The organism is Mesorhizobium sp. RCAM 05099 (assembly GCF_059683685.1).
Genome location: NZ_CM185035.1, coordinates 260,656 through 277,008 on the forward strand (window position 1 = coordinate 260,656; position 16,353 = coordinate 277,008).

Annotated in this window: 14 protein-coding genes and 1 pseudogene; 6 read left to right on the plus strand and 9 right to left on the minus strand. The window is 62.8% G+C overall.

The genetic code is table 11. The features are described 5' to 3' along the window. Positions 1–99 precede the first annotated feature (99 nt). From pncB to gcvA, 5 genes are all read right to left on the minus strand, one after another. Positions 100–1,404, minus strand: coding sequence for a nicotinate phosphoribosyltransferase (gene pncB / locus AC56QQ_RS01215; RefSeq protein ID WP_497125248.1), 1,305 nt, complete (start codon positions 1,402–1,404; stop codon positions 100–102). A gap of 147 nt (positions 1,405–1,551) precedes the next feature. After that, positions 1,552–1,989 (minus strand): hypothetical protein, encoded by a 438-nt coding sequence (locus tag AC56QQ_RS01220; protein WP_489858922.1) that lies wholly within the window; start codon positions 1,987–1,989, stop codon positions 1,552–1,554. Between the two features lie 162 nt (positions 1,990–2,151). Continuing rightward, positions 2,152–2,823, minus strand: a complete 672-nt coding sequence (locus AC56QQ_RS01225; RefSeq protein WP_497125249.1) for a hypothetical protein — start codon at positions 2,821–2,823, stop codon at positions 2,152–2,154. A 2-nt stretch (positions 2,824–2,825) separates the two neighbouring features. Further along, entirely contained in the window at positions 2,826–4,283 is a 1,458-nt protein-coding gene (locus AC56QQ_RS01230; RefSeq protein WP_497125251.1) for a caspase family protein, read from the minus strand. A 184-nt stretch (positions 4,284–4,467) separates the two neighbouring features. After that, positions 4,468–5,439 carry a transcriptional regulator GcvA gene (gene gcvA / locus AC56QQ_RS01235; RefSeq protein ID WP_497125252.1) on the minus strand — a complete coding sequence of 324 codons (972 nt, stop codon included), beginning with the start codon at positions 5,437–5,439 and terminating at the stop codon, positions 4,468–4,470. Positions 5,440–5,650: 211 nt separating this feature from the next. Between gcvA and speB the strand changes: the two genes are divergently transcribed. From speB to AC56QQ_RS01265, 6 genes and pseudogenes are all read left to right on the plus strand, one after another. Further along, positions 5,651–6,718, plus strand: coding sequence for an agmatinase (gene speB, locus AC56QQ_RS01240; protein WP_497125254.1), 1,068 nt, complete (start codon positions 5,651–5,653; stop codon positions 6,716–6,718). A gap of 76 nt (positions 6,719–6,794) precedes the next feature. Further along, positions 6,795–7,604 (plus strand): transporter substrate-binding domain-containing protein, encoded by an 810-nt coding sequence (locus AC56QQ_RS01245; protein ID WP_091575679.1) that lies wholly within the window; start codon positions 6,795–6,797, stop codon positions 7,602–7,604. Between the two features lie 6 nt (positions 7,605–7,610). Then, positions 7,611–8,267, plus strand: a complete 657-nt coding sequence (locus AC56QQ_RS01250) for an amino acid ABC transporter permease (RefSeq protein WP_497125255.1) — start codon at positions 7,611–7,613, stop codon at positions 8,265–8,267. Further along, positions 8,264–8,908 carry an amino acid ABC transporter permease gene (locus AC56QQ_RS01255; protein ID WP_497125256.1) on the plus strand — a complete coding sequence of 215 codons (645 nt, stop codon included), beginning with the start codon at positions 8,264–8,266 and terminating at the stop codon, positions 8,906–8,908. Before AC56QQ_RS01250 ends, AC56QQ_RS01255 begins: the two co-directional genes overlap by 4 nt. Positions 8,909–9,284: 376 nt before the next feature. Beyond that, complete coding sequence (locus tag AC56QQ_RS01260; RefSeq protein ID WP_497125257.1) at positions 9,285–10,175, plus strand: adenylate/guanylate cyclase domain-containing protein; 891 nt, start codon at positions 9,285–9,287, stop codon at positions 10,173–10,175. Between the two features lie 234 nt (positions 10,176–10,409). Continuing rightward, positions 10,410–10,856 (plus strand): annotated as a pseudogene (locus AC56QQ_RS01265) (site-specific integrase); the annotation flags it as partial. A gap of 81 nt (positions 10,857–10,937) precedes the next feature. On the opposite strand, the gene AC56QQ_RS01270 reads toward AC56QQ_RS01265, so the two are convergent. The 4 genes from AC56QQ_RS01270 to AC56QQ_RS01285 form a co-directional block, all read right to left on the minus strand. After that, entirely contained in the window at positions 10,938–11,945 is a 1,008-nt protein-coding gene (locus tag AC56QQ_RS01270) for a cyclic di-GMP phosphodiesterase (protein ID WP_497125259.1), read from the minus strand. Positions 11,946–12,499: 554 nt separating this feature from the next. Next, positions 12,500–13,903 (minus strand): MATE family efflux transporter, encoded by a 1,404-nt coding sequence (locus tag AC56QQ_RS01275; protein ID WP_489858914.1) that lies wholly within the window; start codon positions 13,901–13,903, stop codon positions 12,500–12,502. A gap of 170 nt (positions 13,904–14,073) precedes the next feature. Beyond that, positions 14,074–15,660, minus strand: coding sequence for an FGGY-family carbohydrate kinase (locus AC56QQ_RS01280; RefSeq protein WP_489858913.1), 1,587 nt, complete (start codon positions 15,658–15,660; stop codon positions 14,074–14,076). Next, positions 15,657–16,340: an HAD family hydrolase gene (locus AC56QQ_RS01285; RefSeq protein ID WP_489858912.1), complete on the minus strand. Its 684-nt coding sequence runs from the start codon at positions 16,338–16,340 to the stop codon at positions 15,657–15,659. The genes AC56QQ_RS01280 and AC56QQ_RS01285 overlap by 4 nt, the downstream gene beginning before the upstream one ends. Between the last annotated feature and the right edge of the window lie 13 nt (positions 16,341–16,353).

Sequence of the window (16,353 nt, forward strand, 5' to 3'; positions counted from 1 at the left end):
TGCGGGGGAGATGTCCGGCAGGAAAGAGGGGGGTGGGCGGGAACTCACGCTATCCGAGATTTCCATCTTAGCCGGAGGACGAAATAAGCGGTCGGATTCTCAAACCTTGACCAGATGCTCCACGCGGTCCTTCTCACCGAAGATGCCGATATAGCGCTCGATCTCTTTCTCGTCGCCGGTCGCCTTGGCCGGGTTGTCGGAAAGCTTGACCGCCGGCCGGCCATTGGCTTCGGTGACCTTGCAGACCAGCGATATGGCGTCCAGGCTGTTGGTCTCGGTCGGCGCGCAGCCTTCGAAATCATTGGTCAGGTTGGTGCCCCAGCCGAAGGACATGCGCACCTTGCCCTTGAAATGGCGGTAGGTCTCCTCGATGGTTTCGACCTCGAGCCCGTCGGAGAAGATCAACAGCTTCTGCCGGGGATCCTTGCCCTTCTCGCGCCACCAGGACAGGATCTTCTCGCCGCCTTCGATCGGCGGCGCGCTGTCGGGGCGAAAGCCGGTCCAGTCAGCCACCCAGTCCGGCGCGTCGCGCAGGAAGGAGGCGGTGCCGAAGGCATCGGGCAGCACGATCAGCAGATTGCCGCCATAATAGCGTTGCCAGTCCTGCAGCACCTTGTAGGGCGACTGTTTCAGCTCCTTCTCCGAATTGGCGAGCGCGGCAAACACCATCGGCAGTTCATGCGCATTGGTGCCGAGCGCTTCGAGGTCGTTGTCCATCGCCAAAAGCACGTTGGAGGTGCCGGTGAAGGCCTCACCGATGCCTTCCTTCAACGCTTCGACGCACCAGCGCTGCCACAGGAAGGAATGCCGCCGGCGGGTGCCGAAGTCGGAGATGCGGATGCCGGGCAGCGCCTTCAGCCGCTCGGTCTTGGCCCACATCTTGGCCTTGGCGCGGGCGTAGAGCACATCGAGCGCGAAAGGCCCGAAGGCCCGCATGGCGGCGCGTGAGCGCAGTTCGTTGATGATGGCGAGCGCCGGAATCTCCCACAGCGTGGTATACATCCACGGCCCGCTGAAGGTGAGTTCGTACTGGCCATCGCGCCTGCAGAGTTCGTATGCGGGCAGCCGGAAATTCTCCAGCCAGGCGAGGAATTCCGGTTCGAAGATCTGCTTGCGGCCATAGAAATTGTTGCCGCCGAGCCAGATCATTTCCTTCTTGGAGAAGCGCAGCGTGCGCGCATGGTCGAGCTGTTCGCGCAGGTCGCCTTCATCGATCTCGTCCGCCAACCGCACCGAAGTGGTGCGGTTGATCAGGGTGAAGGTGGTGTCGACCTTGGGATACATGCCCCAGATCATCTGCAGCATCAAAAGCTTGTAGAAATCGGTGTCGAGCAGGCTGCGCACGATCGGGTCGAGCTTCCAGGTGTGATTGTAGACGCGCCGCGCAATATCGGTCTTAGCCATATTTCAACACCGCCTTCGCTGCCTGCTGTCCACACCGCGACAGGCCTCATAGCATCGAATTGCCCAAAACGCTGCCCGGTTTGAGGCTGGCCCGACAAAAAGAAAACCCTGCGGCAAGGCCGCAGGGCTCAGTTCGTGATCGCGGGATCAATAGCAGTAGTAGGCGTATTCGCAGTAGCCGTTCCAGTAGCAATAGTACTGCCAGTAGCAGACGGCCTTGGAGTTGGCCTGAGCCAGGGTGCGTACGTCGCCGGCCACCTTGGTGATCAACTCGTCGCCTTGGGCCAGCCCTTCGGCCTTCTTGAGCACCGCTTCGATGTCGAAGTTCGCGCCCTTGTCGCCCTGCTGGCCATCGGCCAGGACGCGGCCGGGAACGCTTGCCACCATCTTGGCGGCGGTGACGAGAGCAAGCGGATCGCCCTTGGCTTCGCCATAGCTTTCGAGAGCCCGTGCCGTCTCCAGAATCTGGCGGCCTTCGGCCTGCTGGGCTGCGGAAATGTCCGGTTTCTTGTCTTCCGCAAGCGAGGCGCCGGCGGTCAGGCTGGTTGCGGCCAGAAGGCCGGCAAGAAGCAGTTTCTTCATCATTGGTCAGTCCTCTGTTGTGTCAGTTTCACCACCGCCGGCTACCCATCGGTTTTTCCGGCGCTTCCCCAATCCGATGCCGCCTCCCTTCGCAGCGAAACCAGTTGCGGACCTTGCAGGCGCCGGCTCTGACGGCGCCAATTCGTTCTGCTGCCCAGGCAGCCTCTATTTGCCCGTCACGGTCGTGAAGGGCCTGATATCGATCGACATTTCCTCCTCGATGCGCGGCGATTTGCTGGTCGAGTCCCGCGTCATGTCGTTCAGGCTCGTCGAAACCAGATTGTGCAGTTCGGCTATCTCCGGTGCATCGTCGCTCGCCGCGGCATCGCGCAGGCCTTCCTGCTCGAGATTGTCGAAGACGGTATGCGCCTTGCCGAGGCCCGGCACCGCGATGAAGACCAGGCGCTCGTCGCTGGCTGTCGGCGAGCCGGGATCGATCTGGGCGATGTCGGCGCTCTTCTCGTCGCCGGAGGCTATCCGGTTGATGGTTGCCTGCGCCGGCCACAGCGTGGTGATCGAGAAATCCTGGCCGATCAGCAGCACGGTCACATCAGCCGGTTTGGCTCCCGTATTGCGCATTCTCACCGATATGATGTCGCAATCGCCCAGGCGTGGCGCCGGCCCCGCCTCGACCGGCGGCCCATAGTTGGCGCGATCGTCGGAACAGGCGGCTCCGCCAACAGCTTGCGGCTTTGCGGTTGAAATCAGGACCTCCGATTCCAGCCCGATGGCTTGCCCGGCAGCGCTGCCGGCCAGGCGTTGCAGGGCCAGGGCGCGGGCTATCCGGTTGATTGCCGCCGCCACGGTCGAAGCGGCGGCGGCTGGATTGCCAGGCAAGGTCAGGCGCGGCCCGGCCCGCTTTGGTCGACCTGCCCGCCGCTGCCTGAAAAGGCCAGTTTGCCGTCGACCAGGGCGACGGCAATGTCGTAACCGCTGGAGCGCATCGACACGCGCCGAGACAGCGCCTCGGAGCCTATCGCCGCGCGAAGGGCCGTAATCACTGGTTCGTAGTCCTTGCCGTCGGCCGGGTCCATCCGGACGGGCTCCGACAGCGTGACCGAGAGATCGACGCCGGGCTCGACGACACGGGCGAAGCGGCCTTTCTTGAAGGAACCGGCATCGGGCGCGGCCGGGCAGGAGCCGCTCTCGGAGCTCGGCATGGTACACGGCCAGGCGACCTGCGTGACGAAGCTTTTGGTCGCGCCCGCGCTCTCCACGACGCCATAGGCCACGGCGTCCGCGTCGGGGGCGGCGGCATCGGTGTAAAGCGCGACGATGGTGCCGTCGTTCAGGCCGGCGAGCTGGCCGGCTTGAAGGTTTCCAGCATAGATTGGCCACTGCCGGATCGCGGCGGCCTTGCCCAGTCTGAGCACCGGTTCATCGAGCAGGTCGCCCTCCAGGTCCGGTGTCTGCGTCGCCATCAGCGTGTTGCGCTTGATGTCGGCGACCACGGCCTGATGCAGCGTCCGGTATGTCAGGTCCGGCGTCTGGTTGAGCCGGCTCAACATCGTGTAGGTGAAGACGCCATAGCTTTCGCCGTCGGCGGCGCCTTTCGGCGTTTTCTCCAGGGCCACCTCGGTCGTCTGGGCGGCATAGAAGAAGGCGGCTCGGCCACGGCCTTTCGGCAGCGCCTTGCGTTCGAAAACAAGCGACCGGACTGCCGAACCAGCGCCCTCCGGCACCCCGAGATCGGCCGGATCGACGGCGCGGGCGCGAGCGTCATCGCCGGCAATATCGCGAAAACCGGTGGCGGAGTGGCAGGCATCGATGATGCCGAAGAAGTCGGCGCCCTTGTCGAGGATGCGCTGGACGCGCTCGCCGAGTTCGTCATCGACAATCGCACGGTCGACGCCTTCGCCGTTCCAGCGGCCGATGTCATAGGGAAGGAAAATCTGGTCGAGGCCGCCTTCCTCGTCGCCATTCAGGTCCGGCTGCTGCGAGCCGTGGCCGGAGAAATAGAAGATGACGAGATCGCCATTGCCGGCCGTGTCCGCGAGATGATCGAGGCCGGCTAGAACCGCCGGCCTTGTGCCGGGACCCGGCGCCGACACGCCGTCGGCCAAGTCCTTGACCCCATCGGCCAGGACGGTGACATCCCTCGCCGGCACGCCCAGACGAACCAGCGTGTTGGCCACTTCGCGGGCATCGTTCTTCGGTCCGACAAGGTGAATGGCTTCCGGAAGATTCGGATAGCCCGATACCCCGACGACAAGCGCTCGGGTCTCCGCATGCACCAAGGTGCAGCCAAGCAGAAAAGCACTGGCAAAAACGCACGGCCACCCCAAGCGCACAGTCATGTCGCTCGCCCGCCACTATTTTAGCCCCGGCTCACATTCGCAAGCCAAGGCAGCCCATGTCCAGTTAAATCGCCAAGTTGGGCGCCCTGATGTCCATGTCAGGGCGCCTTCGCGGGCATTTCGCAACAATCCGATGAGTTTGTATCCGGCGGGTGACGGTCGTGGCCTCGTACCGGTCGTTGGATCAGGATGTTGCCTTGCCGATGACCCTGAGCGCCGGACGCTTCCGGCGGCTGACGATGCGGCCCGCCACCGGCGCGTCGGCGCGGCCGTCATCCTGCGCCTTCTCGGCAAACAGCCAGTCGATGAACACCTGCACGATCGGCGTCGATCTCATCTCGTTGCGGCAGACGACGTAGAAATCGTCGACCGCCGGCACCGACAGGCTGAACGGCGCGACCAGCATGCCTCTGGCCAGCAGCGCGCTTGCCGTCACCGAATCGCCAAGCGCCACGCCATGGCCGTGGACCGCGGCCTCAGTCGCCATACGGGCGTCGCCCAGGTGATGGCGGCGGCCGCGTTCCAGATCCAGGGCATCGGCGGCTGCCAACCAGGTGTGCCACTCGCGGCCATCGTCGCCATGCAGGAAGACATGGTCGGCGAGATCGCGCACGCTGCGGATCGGGCGGTTGTTGATCAATGTCGGGCTGACCACGGGAAACAGTTCGAGGCCCGACCATTTGCGCATCCAGCAATCGGCCCAGCTGCCGTCGCCATAGTGCACGCAGACATCGATATCCGGCGCCCGGATGTCCTTGGCCTCGTTGGAAGGAATAAGCGTCAGCTGGATGTCGGGATATTGCGCGGTAAAGCTGCCCAGCCGCGGCGTCATCCACAGCAACAGCAGCGCCGGCACGCAGGATACCGACAGCGCGCCGCTGCTCGCCGGCCTTGTCAGCCGCTGGGTGGCGGCCGCGATCCCGTCGAAGGCGGTCGATACGGCCGGCAAGAGTTCGGCGCCATGCGGGGTCAGCTTGACCCGCTGGCCGACACGCTCGAACAGCTTGACGCCGAGCGACTGCTCCAGTGCCTTGATCTGGTGGCTGATGGCGCCGTGGGTGACGTTCAGCTCGCTCGCCGCCTTGGTCAGCGAGCCATGGCGGGCCGTTGCCTCGAAGGCGCGCAACGGATTGAGGGGCGGCAGGCGCTTGGCCATCTTGCTCTCGATAGTTTGTGAGTTTTTCTCACAGAAAACACCCTAACAATATCAATTGATTTTTCAATGGGGCTGCCCGACACTTTGCCCCGGGAACAGCATCAAGACGTCAGGTCAACAGGCGGCCGGCGCAACCACGGCGAGATCCGAAACGGGTCGAGCCACGCGTCGCCGAAGACCAGATCGCTCCAGTCAAGCAGGGAGAACCGGCATGGGTTACGATCGAGGCAAGCTCGACGCGTTGCGTCGCAAATATGGCGAGAGCCATGGCGGCGAAATGTTCGACCCGAAATTCCGCAAGGTCGCCGACAAGATCTTTTCCAAGTCCGGGACAAGGCTGGCGCCCTATTCCGGCATTCCGACCTTCCTCGCCGCGCCCTATCGCGAAATCGCGGCCGAGAACCCGGATTTCGGCGATCTGCAGGTGGCGATGATCGGTGTGCCGATGGATCTCGGCGTCACCAACCGGCCAGGCTCGCGCTTCGGGCCAAGGGCGTTGCGCGCCATCGAGCGCATCGGCCCCTACAATCACGTGCTGGAATGCGCCCCGACCCACGAGCTCAGGGTCGCCGATATTGGCGACACGCCGTTCCGCAGCCGCTACCGGCTGGAGATCAGCCATGAGGACATCGAGCGCCGCACCAACCAGATCGTCGATGCCGGCGTCATCCCGCTTTCGGTTGGCGGCGACCATTCGATCACCCATCCGATCCTGAAGGCCGTCGGCAAGAAGGCCCCGGTCGGCCTGATCCACATCGACGCCCATTGCGACACCAGCGGCCTGTTCGACATGACCAAGTTCCACCACGGCGGGCCATTCCGCAACGCGGTGCTGGACGGCGTGCTCGACCCGACGCGCACCATCCAGATCGGCATTCGCGGTTCGGCCGAATATCTGTGGGAGTTCACCTACGAGTCCGGCATGACCGTGGTCCACGCCGAGGAGGTCACCGGCCTCGGCATTCCCGCCATCATCGAGAAGGCGCGCAAGATCGTCGGCGACGGGCCGACCTATATCTCCTTCGACATCGACAGTGTCGACCCGGCCTTCGCGCCCGGCACCGGCACGCCGGAAGTCGGTGGGCTGACGACGCGGGAAGTGCTGGAGCTGCTGCGCGGCCTGAAGGGCCTCAACATCGTCGGCGGCGACGTCGTCGAGGTGGCGCCGCAATACGACGCCACCACAAACACGGCGCATGCCGCCGCACAAGTGCTGTTCGAGATCCTGAGCCTGATGGTGTTCAGCCCGGCTGTCACCGGCAAGGCAGCCTCAGCCTGACAAAGCAAAGGGCGGCCGCCGCGCTGGAGCCGGCGACCGCCTCAAACAGACAAAGCTTCCAGACAGGGGAATAACAATGACAATCCGCACGACACTCAAATCAACCATCGCCGCGGTCCTGGTGCTGGGCGCCGCTGGCCTCGGCTTCGCCACGCAGGCCGCCAACGCCGACGCACTGGCCGACATCACCAAGGCCGGCACCATCAATGTCGGCGTCTTCGCCGATTTTCCGCCCTTCTCCTCGGCCAGCGCCGACATGAGCCTCAAGGGCTACGACATGGACGTCGCGCAATACATTGCCGACACGCTCAAGGTGAAACTCAATCCCGTCGCCGTCACCGGCCAGAACCGCATCCCTTATCTGAACGACCACCGCGTCGACATCCTGATGAGCGTCGGCTATTCGAAGGAGCGTGAACAGGTCATCGACTTCGCCGCCGCTTACGCGCCCTACTACATCGCGGTGATCGGTCCGGCTGCCCTGACGGTCAAAGGCAAGGAAGACCTTGCCGGCAAGTCGATCGCCGTCAACCGCGGCACGCTCGAAGACACCTCGCTCACCGAGGCGGCACCGGCCTCGGCCGACATCAAGCGCTTCGACAACTACAATTCGGTGATCCAGGCCTTCATCTCCGGCCAGACCCAGCTGATGGTGGTCGGCAACGATGTCGGCGCGCAGGTTCTGGCAAAGCAGGATCAGCTCAAGCCGGAGCAGAAATTCCAGCTTCTGACCTCGCCCTCGCATATCGGTCTCAACAAGAATGAGGACAGCCTGAAGAAGGCGGTCAACGACGCCATTGCCAAGATGCTGGCGGACGGCAAGCTGGACGAAAGCTCGAAAGCCTGGCTGAAGACGCCGCTCAATCCCGACAACCTCAAGGATTGAGTTTCCGTGGCCTTTGCCTGGCTTCCAGGTGCTGCAGGCGATATCGCGCGAGGGGCGGCCACGACGATACTGTTGATCGCCGTGACCACGCTGGCGGGAACGTTCCTCAGCATCCTGGGTGCCGCCGGACGCCGAAACGGCCCCGTACTGCTGGAGCGAGCGATCGCCATCTATGTCGAGATTGTCCGCAACACGCCGTTCCTGGTGCAGCTGTTCTTCATCTTCTTCGGGCTGCCCAGCCTCGGCATAAGACTCGACCCGGTTCTGGCCGCCATGCTGGCGATGACGCTCAACATGGCGGCCTACACCATCGAGATCGTTGGCGCCGGGCTTGACGCCGTCCCTGTCGGGCAGACGGAAGCAGCCCTGTCGCTTGGGTTGCGGCCGCGCCAGGTCTTCATCAAGATCGTGCTACCGCAGGCGCTCAAGGTGATCTTTCCCGCGCTCACCAGCCAGATCGTCATCATGATGCTGGAATCCGCCGTGGTGTCGCAGATCGCGGTGCGGGAGCTGACCTACGAGGCGGACATGCTGCAGGCGCGCACCTTCCGCTCCTTCGAGACCTATCTTGTCGTGACGCTGGTCTATCTCGGCCTGTCGATGGCCTTGCGCCGGCTGCTGGTCACGGGCGGACGCCGTGTCCTGGGGGCTGGCGTGTCATGATCGAATTCACCTTCTGGGACATCGTTCGCAACCTGCTGCTCGCGGCCCGCTGGACCGTGCTGTTGTCTCTGGCCGCCTTCATCGGCGGCGGTATCGTCGGCATGATCGTCTTGTTCTTCAGGATCGCCAAGAACACATGGAGCCGGCGCCTCGCCTCCAGCTACATCGCGCTGTTCCAGGGCACGCCGCTGCTCATGCAGTTGTTCCTGATGTTCTTCGGCCTGCCGATGCTGGGCCTGCGCATCGAACCGTGGACGGCGGCGGTGCTTGGCCTCACCTTCTTCGCCAGCGCCTATCTCGCCGAAATCTGGCGCTCCGGCGTCGACGCGCTGCCATCAGGCCAATGGGACGCCGGCGCCAGCCTCGGCCTGCACTATCTGCAGGAGCTCAGGCTGATCATCCTGCCGCAGGCGTTTTCGATCACCCGCGCGCCAACCGTCGGCTTCCTGGTGCAGCTCATCAAGTCGACCGCGCTGACCTCGATCATCGGCTTCGAGGAACTGGTGCGGACCTCCAACGCCATCAACAACGCCACCTTCGAACCGTTCAAGGTCTACGGCCTGGTGGCACTGATCTTCTTCGCCATGTGCTTCCCGCTGACGCAATATGCGCGTTCGCTTGAGAAGCGCGCCGCCCATTGAATGGAGAGCATGTTGTGTTGACCAACATCGACGGGACCAAGAACCAGAGCGCGCTCGAATGCCTCCTTTGGATCATTTGATGACGTTGGGTGCGTCAGCTTTTGACCCAAAAGCGGACTCTTCCAGGTGAAAGCGCACATGACCGCTTTGCGCCGACGTCAAGATCGGCCTCGCCGCCTCCTGTGAACCAGCCGCTGCTTTCTATCTCAAAAGCCTTTGCCGGTGACATGATTTGGAGAGATGAGTGAAGCATACATCCGTCCGTCCGTGACGATCGCCCGAAGCATCGCCCCGATCTCCAAGCGCTCAAGTAGATATGTTGCAGGCAACCTCGTGTGTTATACACGCTGGGCTTTTCGGGTCGGACACAAGATCGATGGATCAGGAAACGCTTCTTGCCGCAGTCCTCTTAGCTGATGTCGTGGGCAGCACGCCCCTCTATGAGCGCATCGGCGACGACGCCGCTTTGCTGCAGCTTTCGGACTGCCTGGACGCAATGCGGGCGATCGTCTCCCAATACGGTGGTGATTTCATCTACTCGAAGGGCGATGACGTACTCAGCCTCTTCGAGAGCCCGGAGATGGCGCTGGCGGCCGTTTGTCAAATCAGCCACCAACTGACGAAAGGGCCGTTGCTCGCTCGTATCGGATTGCATTTCGGGCCGGTCATTCGCGCGCGCGGCGCGGTATTCGGTGACGTTGTCAATGTCACCGCAAGGTTGTCCACCACGGCCAACCCCGGGGAGGTGCTGATCAGCCAGAGCTTCTTCGAAGCCCTTTCCGCGGGGAGCCGCAAGGGCCTGCGGCTCCTCGACAAAATGGACTTCAAGGGAAAGCAGGAACTCTTCGATGTCTATACCTTGTGGAGCAGCGATGGGGTCCTCAATACTCAGGTCGCCACTCGTGGCGTCACTACCGATAGACGCTCAGTCCCGCCGCGGCAAATTCATCTGGTCATCCGCTATAGAGATCAGTTGCGATCGTGTCGAAACAACGAATCCGTGACAATCGGCCGATCCGCGGAATGCAATATTGTCGTCGAGCGGCCCTGGGTGTCGAGGCGCCACGCGACCTTCACCATTTCGAATGGCAGGGCCCGGCTTGTCGAACGAAGCTCTTCGGGCACATTTGTGTCGATGGGACCCGGCCCTGAAGTATTCGTACGTCGCGAAGATATTCTCCTCTTCGGCTCCGGCGTCATCTCGCCTGGACTGAAGTCGTCACTCGGCGACGCCCAGGTTCTTCACTACGAAATTGTCTCGGACTGACCCGGCCCGAGCCGCGGCCGGTTTCGAGCTGGTTCGCTGACGCCGTCAATGCCGCGCCCTATCTTTTGACAGCCATTGAGATCAACCATTCACGGCTGGGGGCCAAGGACGAATCTAGGAACGTCTGCTTTCAAAGTTGGACTGCGAAAAGCCGACCTTCCGTTTCCGGCCCCCAAGCTGCAACGCCGGCGATCCCGTTTCTCATCCGGCTAATCAAGGCCGAAGAGAACTTACATGGGTCGCTCTCAATACGATGATGCTAGTCGCGAGCGCGCAGCTTGGAACGCTGCCAAGAAGGCTGGACCGAAGCGGCCACTCACGCACAAGCAGATCTGGGCCGTTCGCTTCTTTCTCGACCGCGAGAGACGCGTTCGAGACCGTGCATTGTTCGATCTTGCAATCGACAGCAAGCTTCGCGGCTGCGTCCTGGTCAAGATCAGAATTCGCGACCTCGTTGCCGGACCGGAGATCAGGACTCGTGCGCTCGTCGTTCAGCAAAAGACGGGGCGCCCGGTCCAGTTTGAGATCACCAGCGACGTCAGGGCCAGCCTTCTGGTTTGGCTTGAGAGGCGCAGAGGCACGATCGAGGACTATGCCTTCCCGAGCCGGATCGATCACGCGCATCACATGAGCACGAGGCAGTACGCCCGCCTAGTCGACGAATGGGTGACGGCGATTGGCTAGGCGATCTAAACGTGTAGCGTTCAGTATTGAGATGTGACACCTTGGCGGCGGGCTCAAACCATGTGCGCGATAGGTGAATTAGAAGTTGTTCAAGTCCGCCTGAGCAATGTCCCACATCTTATCGGTGGTTTGCAGGGTTTGATCTGGTCCGCTCGGCCACCTCAGGCCCATGCAATCAAAGAACTGTTTTAAAAGCGCTCGATCGAAATGACCGCTCCACGTCCCCATCATCTCCGCGGCAGCCTCCGGAGTGAAGCCCTTCTTGTATGGCCGAATAGACGTCAAGGCATCGAAAACATCGCAAATCGCGACAATCCGTGCCGCGGCACCGACCTGTCCGTCTTTTAAGCCATCCGGGTAGCCGGACCCGTCCAGCTTTTCGTGATGATGAAGGCAGATTTTTCCCACGATTTCCGGTACACCCTTCGTCCTTGCCAGCATTGCATATCCCTCGCGCGGGTGGGTCTGCATGACCGCCATCTCATCAGCCGTGAGCTTGTCGGTCTTGGTCAGAATGGCAGTCGGGATGCGAATCTTCCCGATGTCGTGCAGAAGACTGCCAACGGACAGTATCCGGACCAGATTACTGTCAAGCTTGAGATGTCGCGCGAATAAGCCGACAAGGGCACAGACTGCTACTGAATGTTGAAAGCTGATCTCGTCCTTTGTCTTGAGCTTGGTGAGGTTCAAGACGCTTGCCGGGCGAGTGTACAGGAGCTGGTCGACGACATCGACAACCGCTTCCACTTGCTGCCGGTCAATGCATATTGATGAGGCTGCGTTGCTGAAGATCGAGCGGACCATCCCGGTCGCCTTCGTCAACGCCGCCCCAGCGTTGGCGGGCGTTGAGCTCTCATTGGGTTTTGGTATCTCGGCCGTCGAACTGGTCGGCCCGATCCCCTTTGAAAGATCGATGACAAGCGTCGTTACGGAACTTTCGCGAAGCGTCTCCAGCTCGGCCGGGCTGGATAGTTTGAACTGGCTGGCTGCAAATGGGCTGCGTAGCCATTGCTTGCCGAACCCATGGATAAACATGCCGAGACGGGCATCATTCTTGTCGATCTGAAGAAGCGTGGAATTCGTCATGCAGTGCTCGCTCGGTTGGCCTTTCGCTCGAAATCGTCGGAGCGACCAAATGCTTGGCTGGGGCGTCCACTTGAAGGCATAGCGCATACCTGCCTGGAAATTACTCTCTCGCGGCTCTCAATCCTCGTCGCCGTTCAACGTTACGGCATGTTAGTAAACTTTCCTTACTCTATCGAGCAGGCGACAAGATCTTCCCGCAGTCATCCCGGTACCATACGAGAACGCTCGGTTCGATTTCGGCCCCGGCTCTGCCGATCGGCCTAACAGGACAAATAGCGAGTCTCGGGTGCTGACCGCGGCGTGGAGAACGTCCGACAACGGGTCGGCTGCAGAACGGCAGTTGTTGGCCCAAGGTCAGCCAAAAGCCGCCAGTCCGGGGACGGCCCAAAGGCGACATCAGAACATCTGCTCTGCAAAGACCGCTTCTGGCGGATACTGGCGAAAAAGGCCGGCACACCGCAAAGTCGCCACCGATCATGGGCCGACATAAAGGCTCCGTTTGATGAGCCGCAATGTTAGGACATGACGGCCGCCAAACCGGCGGCCGTTAGCTTTCAGTGCCCAAAGGCGAGCGGCGGTGCGATCCGATCCCGCCGCAGCCAGCGCACCAGAAGCAGCGCCGCCACCACGGCCAGCCCTGACGACAGGCCGATCCAGATGCCGACGCCATGCAGGCCGAAATGAAAGGCGAGCAGCACGCCGAGCGGCAGGCCGACACCCCAATAGCCGATCGCGGCGTAGATCATCGGCACCTTGGTGTCGTGCAGTCCGCGCAGCATGCCGGCGGCAACCGCCTGCGCGCCGTCGAAGACCTGGAACAGCGCTGCGAAGGCCAGGAACGACACGGCAAGTGCGATCACCCTGGCATTGGCCGGGTTGGCGAGATCGATGAAGGCGCTGATCAGCGGATGCGGCCACAGGATCATCACCAGCCCCATCAGCGCCATGAACGAGACGCCGATGACGAAGGCGGTCCATCCGGCGCGGGAGACGCCTTCCGGATTGCCGGCGCCATGGGCAAGGCCGACGCGCACCGTCACGGCCTGGTTGAGGCCGAGCGGCACCATGAAGCTGATCGAGGCGATCTGGATGGCGATCGCGTGTGCGGCCAGCGAATCCGCGTCGATCAGCCCCATCAGCAGCGCCGCCGCATTGAAGATCGTCACCTCGAAGGCGAGGATGCCGGCGATCGGCAGGCCGAGCCGCAACAGGCCCTTGAAGCGCGGCCAGTCGGCGCGCCAGAAACGCCCGAACAGTTGGTAGCGGCGGAATTTCTTCTCCAGCATCACCACGACAGCCATGCCGATGAACATCAGCGTGCTGGACAGCGTGGTGGCTAGGCCCGAGCCCGCGATGCCCATCGGTTCGACACCGAGATTGCCGAACATGAACACCCAGTTGAAGAAGACGTTGCAGGCAACGGCGACGAAGACGATGACCAGCGCCCAGCCCGGCCGCTCCAGTGCCGAGATGAACGAGCGCAACACGATATAGCCGTAGAACGGCAGCACCGCCCATTCGAGGTAGCGCAGATAGATGCCGGCCTGACGCGCCAGCGCCGGTTCCTGGCCCATGGCCAGCAGGATGGCCTCGCCATGCCAAAGCACGATCCAGATCGGGATGCAGATAAGGATCGCCAGCCACAGGCCCTGGCGCACCGTGCGGCGCAGGTCGCGCACCGAATGACGGCGGCGTCCGAGCTCGGTGGCCATCATCGGCGAGGTCGCCAGCATCAGGCCGAGGCCGAAGATCAGCGGCATGAAATAGAGGTTGGCGCCGAGCGCGCCGCTGGCCAGTGTATCCGGTCCAAGACGACCCATCATCATGACGTCGGTTGCCGTCATCGCGGTCTGGCCGAGATTGGTCAGCACCATTGGCCAGGCGAGCGCCAGCGTCGCCTTGATTTCCTGACGCCAAAGATTTTCCGGCGCGCGAGCGCCGGCTTCGATCGCAGACATTTTTCCGCTCTTTCCAATTGCGGCACGTCGGGATCGAGCCGGAAGCCGCATTTCAAACGGCAAAACCTTCGGTTTCGCGGCGTTTGCGTCAGCTTTTGTACGAAACGCGACATGAAGGCAAGAGAGGAAGGGGCGAGAACAGATTGAGCCAGAAGATTGGCTTCGGCGCTCTACCGGATCGCGTCCAGCACCTGCCGCTGCCGGTGCATTTCGAGGAAAATCCGGTAATCGCGGTCGAAGCGCCCGGTTGCCGTGGGATTGGACGCGCGCCGCTTGCCGCCCTGTTGCATGGCAAGGCAGGCGGCGTTGAGGTCGGGGAAAAGCCCGGCCGCGGTGGCCGCCACCATGCCGGTGCCGAGCAGCACCGCCTCGTCCGCCAGCGGCTCGATCACCGTGCAACCGGTGGCGTCGGCATAGAGCTCCATCAAAAGCGGGTTCTTGGTGTGGCCGCCAGTGACGTGCAGTGTGTCGATCAGGTAGCCGTTCTCGTTCAGCGCCTCCAGCACATGGCGCACGCCGAGCGCGATGCCGACGGCGGTGCGCCAGTAGAGCTTGCACAGGCTGTCGAAGGAAGAATCCAGCGTCAGCCCGCTGACGACGCCGACGGCGTGCGGATCGGCAAGCGGCGAGCGGTTGCCGTGGAAATCCGGCAGCACATGCAGCCTTGCAGCCAGGTTTTCTCCCTCGACGGTGCGCAGTTCGGTGACACGCCTGGCGATTTTTGCATGCATGGCGGCATCCGGCTCGCCGCCGGCGCCGTGCCAGCGGATGATGTGGTCGAGCAGGGCGCCTGTCGCCGACTGGCCGCCTTCCGACAGCCACAGCTTCGGCAGTGCCGCGCCATAGTAGGGGCCCCAGACGCCGGCGAAAGGCTGCGGGTCGGGCGACATCGCCATGACGCAGGAGGATGTTCCGGCGATCAGCGCCAGATGCCGGCCGATATTCTGTTCGTCGCCGGCAAAGCCGCCGAGCACGCCAAGCGCGCCGGCATAGGCATCGATGACGCCAGCGCCGACCCGGCATTTTTCCGTCAGGCCAAGCTCCGCCGCCGCTTGCTCGGTCAATTGGCCGATATCGGCGCCCACCGGGCTGGCTCTCTCCGGCAAATTGCCGTGCTCAAAAAGATCCTCGAGGCCAACGATCTTGAAGAAATCGCGCCGCCAGCCGATCTCCTCGTGCGCCAGATAGGTCCATTTGGCGGTCAGCGTGCATTGCGAGCGGGCCAGCGAACCTGTCGCTTGCCAGGTCAGGAAATCGGTCAGGTCAAATAGATAGCCGGCTTCATTCCAGGTCTGCGGCAGGTTGCGCTTCAGCCACATCAGCTTCGGCGTCGCCATTTCCGGCGACATGACGCCACCGATATAGTCGAGCACGGCATGGCCGCTTGCCGTGCATTCGTCGGCCTCGGCAATGGCCCGATGATCGAGCCAGACGATGGTGTCCCAGCGCTTGTCGCCGCTGACCGAGACGCTGAGCTGACCACCTTGCCGGTCACGCACCACCAGCGAGCAGGTGGCGTCGAAGGAGATGCCGACAACATCTTCGGCGGCGACACCGGCTTTTTCGCGCGCGGCGCGCACCGCGGTGCAGACTGCTGACCAGATATCGCGCGAATCATGTTCGGCGTGATCGGCCTTTGGCTGGTTCATGGCGATGGGCCGCTCGGCGCGGCCGAGCAGGCTGCCAGTGGTGTCGAGGATGCCCGCGCGGGCGCTCCCGGTGCCGACATCGACCGCGCAGACAAATTGTTTCGTCAAGATGCTTTAACTCTCGCTCCCAGGCCTGCAATCAGATCGGGCAATTGCAGCATGTCAGCGAATATAAAGTCCGGTTCACTCGACGCAAGCCGCGCTTTCAATGCCGGGTTGCCGGCATGCGAGCCGCCGGTGAAGGCAAGGACGCGCATGCCCGCCGCCCGCGCCGCGGCGATGCCGGCCGGGCTGTCCTCGACGACGACGCATTGGCGCGGATGGGCTCGCATGCTGGCGGCGGCATGCAGGAACAAGTCCGGCGCGGGCTTTCCCTTGGCCACCATGCCGGCGCTGAACAGATGCGGCTCCATCAGCCCAAGCAATCCGGTGACGTCGAGCGCATAGCGGATGCGGTCGAGCGTGCCCGAGGACGCGACGCAGAACGGCAGCCCGAGCTTGGGCAGCATCTCGGTGACGCCGGGGATCGGCTTCAGCTCGTCGCGGAACCTGCGCATCAATTCGACGCGCATCGCGGTCAGGTGCCTGTCGGTGATGTCGAGGCCGAAGTCGCGGCCGAGGATCTCGCGGACGCTTTTCATGCTCTTGCCGAGGAAATGCTCGTAGGCGGTGTCCTCACTGACACTGCCACCGGCAAGGTTGATCATGCCAATCAGCGCCGCGACGGAGAGCGCTTCGCTGTCGACCAGCACGCCGTCGCAGTCGAAGATGACCAGTTCAGGCGCCATGGTTTCGGGTGAT

Bases quoted from the DNA above. Each gene is read 5' to 3' on its own strand.
- pncB (WP_497125248.1), bottom strand. From the start codon at position 1,404: ATGGCTAAGACCGATATTGCGCGGCGCGTCTACAATCACACCTGGAAG.
- AC56QQ_RS01220 (WP_489858922.1), bottom strand. From the start codon at position 1,989: ATGATGAAGAAACTGCTTCTTGCCGGCCTTCTGGCCGCAACCAGCCTG.
- AC56QQ_RS01230 (WP_497125251.1), bottom strand. From the start codon at position 4,283: ATGACTGTGCGCTTGGGGTGGCCGTGCGTTTTTGCCAGTGCTTTTCTG.
- gcvA (WP_497125252.1), bottom strand. From the start codon at position 5,439: ATGGCCAAGCGCCTGCCGCCCCTCAATCCGTTGCGCGCCTTCGAGGCA.
- speB (WP_497125254.1), top strand. From the start codon at position 5,651: ATGGGTTACGATCGAGGCAAGCTCGACGCGTTGCGTCGCAAATATGGC.
- AC56QQ_RS01245 (WP_091575679.1), top strand. From the start codon at position 6,795: ATGACAATCCGCACGACACTCAAATCAACCATCGCCGCGGTCCTGGTG.
- AC56QQ_RS01255 (WP_497125256.1), top strand. From the start codon at position 8,264: ATGATCGAATTCACCTTCTGGGACATCGTTCGCAACCTGCTGCTCGCG.
- AC56QQ_RS01260 (WP_497125257.1), top strand. From the start codon at position 9,285: ATGGATCAGGAAACGCTTCTTGCCGCAGTCCTCTTAGCTGATGTCGTG.
- AC56QQ_RS01270 (WP_497125259.1), bottom strand. From the start codon at position 11,945: ATGACGAATTCCACGCTTCTTCAGATCGACAAGAATGATGCCCGTCTC.
- AC56QQ_RS01275 (WP_489858914.1), bottom strand. From the start codon at position 13,903: ATGTCTGCGATCGAAGCCGGCGCTCGCGCGCCGGAAAATCTTTGGCGT.
- AC56QQ_RS01285 (WP_489858912.1), bottom strand. From the start codon at position 16,340: ATGGCGCCTGAACTGGTCATCTTCGACTGCGACGGCGTGCTGGTCGAC.